The organism is Shigella sp. FJ200513 (genome assembly GCF_040495915.1).
GTDB lineage: Bacteria > Pseudomonadota > Gammaproteobacteria > Enterobacterales > Enterobacteriaceae > ECMA0423.
Genome location: NZ_JBDYCV010000001.1, coordinates 1 through 13,132, shown reverse-complemented (window position 1 = coordinate 13,132; position 13,132 = coordinate 1). Strand labels below are relative to the sequence as shown.

At 51.1% G+C, this 13,132-nt stretch carries 11 protein-coding genes; 6 read left to right on the top strand and 5 right to left on the bottom strand.

All coding sequences use genetic code 11. The features are described from left to right. Positions 1 to 76: 76 nt before the first annotated feature. Positions 77 to 1,138 carry an AI-2E family transporter gene (locus ABZJ92_RS00055; RefSeq protein ID WP_000892049.1) on the bottom strand — a complete coding sequence of 354 codons (1,062 nt, stop codon included), beginning with the start codon at positions 1,136 to 1,138 and terminating at the stop codon, positions 77 to 79. 212 nt (positions 1,139 to 1,350) lie between these two features. Between ABZJ92_RS00055 and bepA the strand changes: the two genes are divergently transcribed. Together bepA and arsC are read left to right on the top strand one after the other, a co-directional pair. Further along, positions 1,351 to 2,814: a beta-barrel assembly-enhancing protease gene (gene bepA / locus ABZJ92_RS00050; protein ID WP_000489668.1), complete on the top strand. Its 1,464-nt coding sequence runs from the start codon at positions 1,351 to 1,353 to the stop codon at positions 2,812 to 2,814. Between the two features lie 20 nt (positions 2,815 to 2,834). Beyond that, positions 2,835 to 3,194, top strand: a complete 360-nt coding sequence (arsC, locus tag ABZJ92_RS00045) for an arsenate reductase (glutaredoxin) (protein WP_000166448.1) — start codon at positions 2,835 to 2,837, stop codon at positions 3,192 to 3,194. Positions 3,195 to 3,326: 132 nt separating this feature from the next. Here arsC and ABZJ92_RS00040 read toward each other — a convergent pair whose 3' ends face one another. From ABZJ92_RS00040 to upp, 3 genes are all read right to left on the bottom strand, one after another. Continuing rightward, positions 3,327 to 4,028 carry a DnaA inactivator Hda gene (locus ABZJ92_RS00040; protein WP_001307333.1) on the bottom strand — a complete coding sequence of 234 codons (702 nt, stop codon included), beginning with the start codon at positions 4,026 to 4,028 and terminating at the stop codon, positions 3,327 to 3,329. Positions 4,029 to 4,122: 94 nt separating this feature from the next. Continuing rightward, a complete protein-coding gene (gene uraA / locus ABZJ92_RS00035) occupies positions 4,123 to 5,412 on the bottom strand; it encodes a uracil permease (RefSeq protein ID WP_005130140.1) in 1,290 nt (429 codons plus the stop codon). Positions 5,413 to 5,497: 85 nt separating this feature from the next. After that, positions 5,498 to 6,124, bottom strand: a complete 627-nt coding sequence (gene upp, locus ABZJ92_RS00030; protein ID WP_001295473.1) for a uracil phosphoribosyltransferase — start codon at positions 6,122 to 6,124, stop codon at positions 5,498 to 5,500. Positions 6,125 to 6,447: 323 nt separating this feature from the next. On the opposite strand from upp, the gene purM reads away from it, so the two are divergent. From purM to ppx, 4 genes are all read left to right on the top strand, one after another. Next, a complete protein-coding gene (gene purM / locus ABZJ92_RS00025) occupies positions 6,448 to 7,485 on the top strand; it encodes a phosphoribosylformylglycinamidine cyclo-ligase (protein ID WP_001295474.1) in 1,038 nt (345 codons plus the stop codon). Then, positions 7,485 to 8,123 (top strand): phosphoribosylglycinamide formyltransferase, encoded by a 639-nt coding sequence (gene purN / locus ABZJ92_RS00020; protein WP_001028614.1) that lies wholly within the window; start codon positions 7,485 to 7,487, stop codon positions 8,121 to 8,123. Before purM ends, purN begins: the two co-directional genes overlap by 1 nt. Positions 8,124 to 8,294: 171 nt before the next feature. Next, positions 8,295 to 10,361, top strand: a complete 2,067-nt coding sequence (gene ppk1, locus ABZJ92_RS00015; RefSeq protein WP_000529560.1) for a polyphosphate kinase 1 — start codon at positions 8,295 to 8,297, stop codon at positions 10,359 to 10,361. Between the two features lie 4 nt (positions 10,362 to 10,365). Continuing rightward, positions 10,366 to 11,907, top strand: coding sequence for an exopolyphosphatase (gene ppx / locus ABZJ92_RS00010; RefSeq protein WP_001121355.1), 1,542 nt, complete (start codon positions 10,366 to 10,368; stop codon positions 11,905 to 11,907). A 38-nt stretch (positions 11,908 to 11,945) separates the two neighbouring features. Here the strand turns inward: ppx and ABZJ92_RS00005 are convergent. Beyond that, the coding region (locus tag ABZJ92_RS00005; protein ID WP_077697941.1) for a cyclic diguanylate phosphodiesterase at positions 11,946 to 13,132 on the bottom strand (1,187 nt) is incomplete at its 5' end.

Genomic DNA, 13,132 nt, shown 5'->3' with positions numbered 1-13,132 from the left:
ACAGTTCGTCGGGCTATTTATTTACGTCAGGAATCCTGAAAAATCAGCCCGGCGAAACAGTTCGTCGGGCTGAAGATTATTCTTGCGCGATTTGCCCATCGGGCCAGGCGTGGATCACGGCTTTGATCAGCGTCGCCAATGGAATGGCGAAGAATACGCCCCAGAATCCCCACAAACCACCGAAGATCACCACCGATAAAATAATCACCAGCGGATGCAGGTTAACCGCTTCGGAGAACAACACCGGTACTAGCAGGTTGCCGTCCAGCGCCTGAATAATCAGATACACCGCGAAGCAGCTCCAGAATTCAGTACCTGCGCCAAACTGGAATAGCGCCACGCCAACCACCGGAATGGTCACCACAAATGCGCCAATGTACGGAATAAGAACCGAGAAGCCGACCAGCACTGCCAGCAGCAGCGAATAGTTCAGCCCGAAGAGCAAGAACCCCAGCCAGGTGGCGATCCCCACCACGATCATCTCCAGCACTTTGCCGCGGATATAGTTGGTGATTTGTTGATTCATCTCCTTCCACACCTGTCCTGCCAGCCCACGGTTACGCGGCAGCACCCGGCGAACGGCGTTCAGCATCTGCTCTTTGTCTTTCAGCAGGAAGAAGACCATCAATGGCACCAGCACCAGATAGACGGCTATGGTCAGCAAACCGACCAGCGAGGCGAGGGAAATTTTCACCACCGAATCGCCCATGGTCAGCATCCGACTGCGCATATTTTCGGCCATTGCATCAATAATGCCCGCGTCCATTAACACCGGATAGCGGCGCGGCAACGTGGCGGCAAAGTCAGAAAGCTTATTGAGCATCCCCGGCATATCGCGGATTAAGTAGATGCCCTGTTGCCAGGCGATAGGCAGTACCACGAACGCCATCAGTAGCAATATACCGACAAAAACCACCAATACAATCGACGTCGCCCAGCGGCGGGAGCAGCCAATAGATTGCAGGCGCACGGTTGGCCATTCCAGCAAATAAGCCAGCACAATAGCCACCAGCAACGGAGCAAGCAGGCCACTAAAGAAAAAGATAATGCCAAATCCGGCAACTAAAATAACCAGCAAGGCAATCGCTTCCGGGTCGCTAAAACGGCGGCGATACCATTGCATCAACATTTCGAGCATAAAGACCTTCCCTGAACCTCAAGAGCGGGATTGCGATCCGCAATTGTATCGAAATGTCACAAAAAAGACTTCGCTTTTTATGACGGATTCAGGAAACTGAAAAGTCATTTGAGTGGGCTAATCTTCGCCGTTACACTCAAAGGCGGCGAGGTGGGAACGATATTTCACAGTATCGGTCAAATGACTATCTTCAGAAATACAGGATAGAGGTTATGTTCAGGCAGTTGAAAAAAAACCTGGTTGCAACCCTCATTGCTGCTATGACCATTGGTCAGGTAGCCCCGGCGTTTGCCGACAGCGCAGACACCTTGCCGGATATGGGAACCTCCGCAGGAAGCACGCTTTCCATTGGTCAGGAAATGCAGATGGGCGACTATTATGTCCGCCAGCTACGCGGCAGCGCGCCGTTAATTAATGACCCGCTGTTAACGCAATATATTAATTCGCTGGGGATGCGTCTGGTTTCGCATGCCAATTCGGTTAAGACACCGTTTCATTTTTTTCTGATCAACAACGACGAAATTAACGCCTTTGCTTTCTTTGGCGGCAACGTGGTGCTGCACTCTGCCCTGTTCCGTTATTCCGATAACGAAAGTCAACTGGCTTCAGTTATGGCGCACGAAATCTCCCACGTCACCCAACGTCACCTGGCGCGAGCGATGGAAGATCAACAACGCAGCGCGCCGCTGACCTGGGTCGGCGCGTTAGGTTCTATTTTACTGGCGATGGCCAGTCCGCAGGCGGGGATGGCGGCGCTGACCGGTACACTGGCGGGAACGCGCCAGGGGATGATCAGTTTCACCCAGCAAAATGAACAGGAAGCGGACCGCATTGGTATTCAGGTGCTGCAACGCTCGGGATTCGATCCACAGGCGATGCCGACCTTCCTGGAAAAATTGCTCGATCAGGCGCGTTACTCCTCGCGCCCGCCGGAAATTTTATTGACTCACCCGTTGCCGGAAAGTCGTCTGGCAGATGCCCGCAACCGTGCTAATCAGATGCGCCCGATGGTGGTGCAGTCGTCGGAAGATTTCTATCTGGCGAAAGCGCGCACACTGGGGATGTATAATTCCGGACGTAACCAGCTCACCAGTGATTTGCTGGATGAATGGGCGAAAGGAAACGTTCGTCAGCAACGAGCGGCGCAATATGGTCGTGCTTTACAGGCGATGGAAGCCAATAAATACGACGAGGCGCGTAAAACGCTGCAACCGTTACTGGCGGCAGAACCTGGCAACGCATGGTATCTCGATCTGGCTACCGATATCGATCTTGGGCAAAACAAAGCCAATGAGGCAATCAATCGCCTGAAAAATGCCCGCGATTTACGCACCAATCCGGTGTTGCAGCTCAACCTGGCGAACGCTTATCTGCAAGGCGGTCAACCACAAGAAGCGGCCAATATTCTGAATCGCTACACCTTTAATAATAAAGATGACAGCAACGGCTGGGATTTGCTGGCACAGGCGGAAGCCGCGCTAAATAACCGCGATCAGGAGCTGGCTGCGCGAGCAGAAGGTTATGCGCTCGCCGGACGACTCGATCAGGCCATTTCGCTGTTGAGTAGCGCCAGTTCGCAGGTGAAATTAGGCAGCCTGCAACAAGCGCGTTACGATGCGCGCATCGACCAGTTGCGCCAGCTGCAGAAACGCTTTAAGCCTTATACCAAGATGTAATTCGCATTAAAGGAAGAACAATGACCAAACAGGTAAAAATCTACCATAACCCACGCTGTTCAAAGAGCCGGGAAACGCTGAACCTGCTGAAAGAAAACGGCGTGGAGCCAGAAGTGGTGCTCTACCTTGAGACACCCGCCGATGCGGCAACGCTGCGCGATTTGCTGAAAATGCTGGGGATGAATAGCGCCCGTGAATTGATGCGCCAGAAAGAGGATCTTTATAAAGAACTAAACCTGGCTGACAGTTCGCTTAGCGAAGAGGCGCTGATTCAGGCAATGGTGGATAATCCGAAGCTGATGGAGCGCCCGATTATGGTCGCGAATGGCAAAGCGCGGATTGGTCGTCCACCGGAGCAGGTACTGGAAATCGTGGGTTAAGATGTGCTCCATCGCTAGTTGAAGCACATTGCCGGATGCGACGCTTGCCACGTCTTATCCGGCCTACGAATACTATGGATTAACTTCGCGTAGGTCAGGCGTTCGCGCCGCATCCGACAATAAACACCTTATCTACAACTTCAGAATTTCTTTCACAAACGGAATGGTCAGCTTACGTTGCGCGGTAATCGACGCACGATCCAACTGATCCAACGTCATAAATAGCGTGCGCATTTCTCTGTCGAGCCGCTTCAGCAAGAAACGCCCCACATCTTCCGGCAGTTCAAAACCACGCAAACGCGCGCGTAACTGTAGCGCCTGCAACTTATCTTCATCAGAAAGTGGCTGCAATTTGTAGATCTGCCCCCAGTCGAGACGCGACGCGAGATCCGGTAATCCCAGATTCAACTGCCGCGGTGGACGATCGCCGGTGATCAACAACCGTGTTTTGCCCGATTCCAGAATTCGATTGTAGAGATCGAAAATCGCCATCTCCCACAACTCATCGCCTGCAATACACTCAATGTTGTCGATACAGACCAGCGACAAATGCTCCATACCGTCGAGCACTTCCGGAACAAACCAGGTGCGTTTATCCAGCGGGACATAGCCCACCGCATCGCCACGCTGCGACAATTCCGCGCAAGCCGCGTGCAGCAGATGGCTGCGCCCCGCGCCTTCGCGTGCCCAGAGATAGATGTAACCGCTATGTTCCTGACGCAGCACGTTTTGCAGCGCGGCCAGTAAAGAGGAGTTATCCCCCGGCCAGAAACTTGCAAAGGTTTCGTCGTCAGGAAGATAAAGTGGCAAAGAGAGCTGTGCCGGTGTGTTCAGAGATACCTCAACCAGGATTTCACAAAATCGCGAGAAGTTTACCACAGAATCCCATGATGTTTGAACCGGGCAGCAACACTGCCCGGTCGGTACATTATTTGTCTGTTATATCCGCGTCTTCTGCGTCCAGCACCACTTCTTCAGGGCGCAGCACACTGATCAGTTTGAAAATCAAACTTAAGCCGATACCGACGATGGTCGCCAGCGCCATACCTTTTAACTCCGCCGCGCCGATGTTTACCTTCGCGCCACTGACGCCGATGATCAAAATCACGGAAGTCAGGATCAGGTTCTGTGCTTTGTTGTAATCCACTTTCGATTCGATCAAAACACGAATACCGGAAGCACCAATGACACCATAAAGCAGCAGCGAAACGCCGCCCATCACCGGCAATGGGATCATCTGGATAGCGGCAGCCAGTTTACCGACGCAGGAAAGCAGGATAGCGAAAATCGCCGCCCCGCCGATAACCCAGGTACTGTAAACACGGGTGATCGCCATCACGCCAATGTTTTCTCCGTAAGTGGTATTTGGCGTAGAGCCAAAGAAGCCGGAGATCACGGTCGACAGGCCGTTAGCAAACATCGAACGGTGCAGACCTGGATCGCGCAGCAGATCTTTTTTGACGATATTAGCCGTTACTACCAGGTGCCCTACGTGTTCGGCAATAACCACTAACGCCGCTGGCAGAATAGTCAGAATGGCAAACCACTCGAAGCGCGGCGTATAGAGGGTTGGCAGTGCAAACCAGTGAGCATTAATAATCGGCGTGGTATCGACAATTCCCATTGCGAAAGAGAGCGCGTACCCCACCAGCACGCCAATTAAAATCGGGATAATTGCCAGGAAACCACGAAACAGCACGGAACCTAAAACCGTGACCGCCAGGGTGGTAATAGAGATGATGATGGTTTTGGAGTTTGGCGTTTGCCCTTCAGCCGGGAGTAAACCCGCCATACCGGCAGCTACGCCCGCCAGCTCCAGACCGATGACGGCAACGATTGCGCCCATTGCCGCAGGTGGAAACAGCACGTCCAACCAGCCGGTCCCCGCTTTCTTCACGATAAAAGAAACCAGGCAGAACAGCACGCCGCACATAATAAAGCCGCCCAGCGCGACTTCATACCCTAACGGCAACAGTAACAATACCGGTGAAATAAAGGCAAAGCTGGAACCAAGATAAGCCGGAATTTTCCCTTTACAGATGAAGAGATACAGCAGCGTTCCAATACCGTTAAATAACAGTACAGTCGCCGGGTTAATATGAAATAAGACGGGCACCAGGACGGTTGCACCAAACATGGCGAACAAATGTTGCAAACTAAGCGGGATTGTCTGTAAAAGTGGCGGTCTTTCACTCACCCCGATAGCACGGCGCGTCATAGTATTATCCTCTGTATTATGTGTTATAGGCGCTTTACTCAAAAAAAAGCCGACTCTTAAAGTCGGCTTTAATTATTTTTATTCTTTATTTCGTACCAAAGATTTTGTCACCGGCATCGCCGAGGCCCGGAATAATGTATCCGTGCTCGTTCAGTCCCTGGTCAATCGATGCAGTATACAGTTCGACGTCCGGGTGCGCTTTTTCCAGCGCAGCGATACCTTCTGGCGCAGCGACCAGCACCAGAACTTTGATGCTGCTGCAGCCCGCTTTTTTCAGCAGGTCGATGGTCGCGATAACGGAACCACCGGTTGCCAGCATTGGGTCAACGATCAGCGCCATACGCTCATCGATGTTAGAAACCAGTTTCTGGAAGTACGGTACCGGCTCCAGCGTTTCTTCATTACGGTACATACCGACAACGCTGATGCGCGCGCTCGGAACGTTTTCCAGCACACCGTCCATCATACCAAGACCCGCACGCAGAATTGGCACAACGGTAATTTTCTTACCTTTGATCTGGTCGATTTCTACCGGGCCGTTCCAGCCTTCGATAGTTACTTTTTCCGTTTCGAGGTCGGCGGTCGCTTCGTAAGTCAGCAGGCTACCCACTTCGGAAGCGAGTTCGCGAAAGCGCTTGGTGCTGATATCTTGCTCACGCATCAGTCCCAGCTTGTGTTTGACGAGTGGGTGTTTGACTTCCACGATCTTCATACTCTTTCTCCTTTGAGGGGCAGCCACAAAAAAATCGACGGATTATACCTCCTTTCTTCAGGGCGGCAATATTATTTTCGTTGACTTTAGTCAAAATGATAACAGTTTGAGATAAAGTTATTTTATATTCAAATGGTTATGAAAGAAGATTATTCCATCCGAAAACTAACCTTTGCCCTGGCACAAGTCTTCTTTCGCCGCGCGCCCGGGGAAAAGACGTGCAAAAAGGTTGTGTAAAACAGTCTCGCAAACGTTTGCTTTCCCTGTTAGAATTGCGCCGAATTTTATTTTTCTACCGCAAGTAACGCGTGGGGACCCAAGCAGTGACCGATAAAACCTCTCTTAGCTACAAAGATGCCGGTGTTGATATTGACGCGGGTAATGCTCTGGTTGGAAGAATCAAAGGCGTAGTGAAGAAAACGCGTCGTCCGGAAGTGATGGGCGGTCTGGGCGGCTTCGGTGCGCTGTGTGCATTGCCGCAAAAATATCGTGAACCCGTGCTGGTTTCCGGCACTGACGGCGTAGGTACCAAGCTGCGTCTGGCAATGGACTTAAAACGTCACGACACCATTGGTATTGATCTGGTCGCCATGTGCGTTAATGACCTGGTGGTGCAAGGTGCGGAACCGCTGTTTTTCCTCGACTATTACGCAACCGGAAAACTGGATGTTGATACCGCTTCAGCGGTGATCAGCGGCATCGCGGAAGGTTGTCTGCAATCGGGCTGTTCTCTGGTGGGTGGCGAAACGGCAGAAATGCCGGGGATGTATCACGGTGAAGATTACGATGTCGCGGGTTTCTGCGTGGGCGTGGTAGAAAAATCAGAAATCATCGACGGCTCTAAAGTCAGCGACGGCGATGTGCTGATTGCACTCGGTTCCAGCGGTCCGCACTCGAACGGCTATTCGCTGGTGCGCAAAATTCTTGAAGTCAGCGGTTGTGATCCGCAAACCACCGAACTTGATGGTAAGCCATTAGCCGATCATCTGCTGGCACCGACCCGCATTTACGTGAAGTCAGTGCTGGAGTTGATTGAAAAGGTCGATGTGCATGCCATTGCGCACCTGACCGGCGGCGGCTTCTGGGAAAACATTCCGCGCGTATTGCCAGATAATACCCAGGCAGTGATTGATGAATCTTCCTGGCAGTGGCCGGAAGTGTTCAACTGGCTGCAAACGGCAGGTAACGTTGAGCGCCATGAAATGTATCGCACCTTCAACTGCGGCGTCGGGATGATTATCGCCCTGCCTGCTCCGGAAGTGGACAAAGCCCTCGCCCTGCTAAATGCCAACGGTGAAAACGCGTGGAAAATCGGTATCATCAAAGCCTCTGATTCCGAACAACGCGTGGTTATCGAATAATGAATATTGTGGTGCTTATTTCCGGCAACGGAAGTAATTTACAGGCAATTATTGACGCCTGTAAAACCAACAAAATTAAAGGCACCGTACGGGCAGTTTTCAGCAATAAGGCCGACGCGTTCGGCCTTGAACGCGCCCGCCAGGCGGGTATTGCAACGCATACGCTCATCGCCAGCGCGTTTGACAGTCGTGAAGCCTATGACCGGGAGTTGATTCATGAAATCGACATGTACGCACCCGATGTGGTCGTGCTGGCTGGTTTTATGCGCATTCTCAGCCCGGCGTTTGTCTCCCACTATGCCGGGCGTTTGCTGAACATTCACCCTTCTCTGCTGCCGAAATATCCCGGATTACACACCCATCGTCAGGCGCTGGAAAATGGCGATGAAGAGCACGGTACATCGGTGCATTTCGTCACCGATGAACTGGACGGTGGCCCGGTTATTTTACAGGCGAAAGTCCCGGTATTTGCTGGTGATACGGAAGATGACATCACCGCCCGCGTGCAAACCCAGGAACACGCTATTTATCCACTGGTGATTAGCTGGTTTGCCGATGGTCGTCTGAAAATGCACGAAAACGCCGCGTGGCTGGATGGTCAACGTCTGCCGCCGCAGGGCTACGCTGCCGACGAGTAATGCCCCCGTAGTTAAAGCGCCAGCTCTGCCGCTGGCGTTTTTCAATTCACCTGTAAATCGCAAGCTCCAGCAGTTTTTTTCCCCCTTTTCTGGCATAGTTGGACATCTGCCAATATTGCTCGCCATAATATCCAGGCAGTGTCCCGTGAATAAAACGGAGTAAAAGTGGTAATGGGTCAGGAAAAGCTATACATCGAAAAAGAGCTCAGTTGGTTATCGTTCAATGAACGCGTGCTTCAGGAAGCGGCGGACAAATCTAACCCGCTGATTGAAAGGATGCGTTTCCTGGGGATCTATTCCAATAACCTTGATGAGTTCTATAAAGTCCGCTTCGCTGAACTGAAGCGACGCATCATTATTAGCGAAGAACAAGGCTCCAACGCTCATTCCCGCCATTTACTGGGCAAAATTCAGTCCCGGGTGCTGAAAGCCGATCAGGAATTCGACGGCCTCTACAACGAGCTATTGCTGGAGATGGCGCGCAACCAGATCTTCCTGATTAATGAACGCCAGCTCTCCGTCAATCAACAAAACTGGCTGCGTCATTATTTTAAGCAGTATCTGCGTCAGCACATTACGCCGATTTTAATCAATCCTGACACTGACTTAGTGCAGTTCCTGAAAGATGATTACACCTATCTGGCGGTGGAAATTATCCGTAGCGATAGCATCCGTTACGCGCTGCTGGAGATCCCATCAGATAAAGTGCCGCGCTTTGTGAATTTACCGCCAGAAGCGCCGCGTCGACGCAAGCCGATGATTCTTCTGGATAACATTCTGCGTTACTGCCTTGATGATATTTTCAAAGGCTTCTTTGATTATGACGCGCTGAATGCCTATTCAATGAAGATGACCCGCGATGCCGAATACGATTTAGTGCATGAGATGGAAGCCAGCCTGATGGAGTTGATGTCTTCCAGTCTCAAGCAGCGTTTAACTGCTGAGCCGGTGCGTTTTGTTTATCAGCGCGATATGCCCAATGCGCTGGTTGAAGTGTTACGCGAAAAACTGACTATTTCCCGCTACGACTCCATCGTCCCCGGCGGTCGTTATCATAATTTTAAAGACTTTATTAATTTCCCCAATGTCGGCAAAGCCAATCTGGTGAACAAACCACTGCCGCGTTTACGCCATATTTGGTTTGATAAAGCCCAGTTCCGCAATGGTTTTGATGCCATTCGCGAACGCGATGTGTTGCTCTATTATCCTTATCACACCTTTGAGCATGTGCTGGAACTGCTGCGTCAGGCTTCGTTCGACCCAAGCGTACTGGCGATTAAAATTAACATTTACCGCGTGGCGAAAGATTCACGCATCATCGACTCGATGATCCACGCCGCACATAACGGTAAGAAAGTCACTGTGGTGGTTGAGTTACAGGCGCGTTTCGACGAAGAAGCCAACATTCACTGGGCGAAGCGCCTGACCGAAGCAGGCGTGCACGTTATCTTCTCTGCGCCGGGGCTGAAAATTCACGCCAAACTGTTCCTGATTTCACGTAAAGAAAACGGTGAAGTGGTCCGTTACGCACACATCGGGACCGGGAACTTTAACGAAAAAACCGCGCGTCTTTATACTGACTATTCGTTGCTGACCGCAGATGCGCGTATCACCAACGAAGTACGGCGGGTATTTAACTTTATTGAAAACCCATACCGCCCGGTGACATTTGATTATTTAATGGTGTCACCGCAAAACTCTCGCCGTCTGTTATATGAAATGGTAGACCGCGAAATCGCCAACGCGCAGCAAGGGCTGCCCAGTGGTATCACCCTGAAGCTAAATAACCTTGTCGATAAAGGCCTGGTTGATCGTCTGTATGCGGCCTCCAGCTCCGGCGTACCGGTTAATCTGCTGGTTCGCGGAATGTGTTCGCTGATCCCCAATCTGGAAGGCATTAGCGACAACATTCGTGCCATCAGTATTGTTGACCGTTACCTTGAACATGACCGGGTTTATATTTTTGAAAATGGCGGCGATAAAAAGGTCTACCTTTCTTCCGCCGACTGGATGACGCGCAATATTGATTATCGTATTGAAGTGGCGACACCGCTGCTCGATCCGCGCCTGAAGCAGCGGGTGCTGGACATCATCGACATATTGTTCAGCGATACGGTCAAAGCACGTTATATCGATAAAGAACTCAGTAATCGCTACGTTCCCCGCGGCAATCGCCGCAAAGTACGGGCGCAGTTGGCGATTTACGACTACATCAAATCACTCGAACAACCTGAATAACCCTATGCCAATACACGATAAATCCCCTCGTCCGCAGGAGTTTGCTGCGGTCGATCTTGGTTCAAACAGTTTTCACATGGTCATAGCCCGTGTGGTAGATGGTGCCATGCAGATTATTGGCCGCCTGAAACAGCGGGTGCATCTGGCGGACGGCCTGGGGCCAGATAATATGTTGAGTGAAGAGGCAATGACGCGCGGTTTGAACTGTCTGTCGCTGTTTGCCGAACGGCTACAAGGGTTTTCTCCTGCCAGCGTCTGTATAGTCGGCACCCATACGCTGCGTCAGGCGCTGAACGCCACTGACTTTCTGAAACGCGCGGAAAAGGTCATTCCCTACCCGATTGAAATTATTTCCGGTAATGAAGAAGCCCGTCTGATTTTTATGGGCGTGGAACATACCCAACCGGAAAAAGGTCGCAAACTGGTTATTGATATTGGCGGCGGATCTACGGAACTGGTGATTGGTGAAAATTTCGAACCTATTCTCGTTGAAAGCCGCCGGATGGGTTGTGTCAGCTTTGCCCAGCTTTATTTTCCTGGCGGGGTCATCAATAAAGAGAATTTTCAGCGCGCTCGCATGGCGGCAGCACAAAAACTGGAAACTTTAACCTGGCAATTCCGTATTCAGGGCTGGAACGTTGCAATGGGCGCTTCCGGTACCATAAAAGCCGCCCATGAAGTGTTAATGGAAATGGGCGAGAAAGACGGGATAATTACCCCGGAACGTCTGGAAAAACTGGTAAAAGAAATTTTACGTCACCGTAATTTCGCATCGCTGAGTTTACCGGGTCTTTCCGAAGAGCGGAAAACAGTCTTCGTTCCTGGACTGGCGATTTTATGTGGTGTGTTTGATGCTTTAGCCATCCGTGAACTGCGCCTTTCTGACGGGGCGTTACGCGAAGGCGTACTGTATGAAATGGAAGGACGTTTCCGTCATCAGGATGTGCGTAGTCGCACCGCCAGCAGCCTCGCCAACCAGTATCACATAGACAGCGAACAGGCCCGACGAGTGCTGGATACCACTATGCAAATGTACGAACAGTGGCGGGAACAGCAACCGAAGCTGGCGCATCCGCAACTGGAGGCGCTACTGCGATGGGCCGCCATGCTGCATGAGGTCGGGTTGAATATCAACCACAGCGGTTTGCATCGCCACTCCGCTTATATTCTGCAAAACAGTGACTTGCCGGGTTTTAATCAGGAACAGCAGCTGATGATGGCGACACTGGTGCGCTATCACCGTAAAGCGATTAAGCTCGACGATCTGCCGCGCTTTACCTTGTTTAAGAAGAAACAGTTCCTGCCACTGATACAGCTATTGCGCCTTGGCGTATTACTAAACAATCAACGTCAGGCAACCACCACACCGCCAACATTGACACTGATTACTGATGACAGTCACTGGACACTGCGTTTCCCGCATGACTGGTTTAGTCAGAATGCGCTGGTACTGCTTGATCTGGAAAAGGAGCAAGAATACTGGGAAGGCGTGGCTGGCTGGCGGTTGAAAATTGAAGAAGAAAGTACCCCAGAAATCGCCGCTTAATGCTTTGCGGGCCGACGAGAAATGTCGGCCCGCATTATTCAGGCACTTTCGCGAATGGGTTCGATTTCATTCAGCGTATCAATTAACGGTTGCGGCTTACCAATAAGATAACCCTGCATATAATCGATCCCCAAAGAGAGCACCGCCTCGCGGATCTCTTCGTTTTCAACGTACTCTGCCACTACCCGCATTTTCTTCATTCGCGCCAGATGGCAAATCGACGCCACAATCTGATAATCCAGACTATTTGACACAATATTGCGGATAAAGCTGCCGTCAATTTTAAGCAGATCGGCATTCACATTTTTAAGCCGTGCATAGCTGGCGTAGCCGGTGCCGAAATCATCAATCGCAATCTGGCAGCCTAATTCCTGAAGATGCTGCAAGGTGATTTGCGCCTGCTTAACATTGGTCAGAGCATTACTTTCGGTGACTTCAAAAATAAGTTGCCACGCTTCAATCTGATATTTAGCCAGCAACTGACTGACTTCAACAGGAAAACGAGCCTGACATACCGAGGTTGGAGACAGATTAATAGCAAAACGGTGAGCGGGCATCTTCGCTCTGTTTTCAGCCATAAATTGCAGCGTATGCTCAATGACCCACATGTCGATACTCGACGATAAACCAAATTCGTGCGCGACCGGCAAGAAGCTACCGGGGCCGATCAGTTCATCATTCTCACCTTTCATGCGCAGAAGAATTTCATGGTAAACATCACCACGCATACCGGTAATCGGCTGGGCCATCAGGAAAAAATGGTTGTGTTCCAGCGCCTGCTGTAGTCGATTCATCATCGCGACTTTATCTTTCAATTCGCGTTGCAAATACATTGCCCCGCAACGCTGCATATTTTCCGGGGCGTTGGTCACGATGGAAAGTTCGGCGACCGTATTTAGCTCTCCCAGCAGCAGGTAGATATGATTCACTGGCGAGCGCACATAGCAGTAACTGACGCCAATCTGCGGTTGCATCGGCATCCCATCCCAAAAGAAACGAAATTGCTTGAGATGACTATCCAGTGCGGTAATGCGCTCCTGGTGCGATTCTGTATTCAGTCGCAGCGCGAGATCGTTACCCGAAAGCTGATAAACATCTTCACCCGGTTCCAGCAAGGGTGACAGCCAGTGAGAAAGTTTTTGCTTGTATTGAGGTAGCCTGAGTTTAACGGACACTCCTTCCTGAAATAGAATGGCATCAGAAGGAGCTAATAATGAGCAGAAAA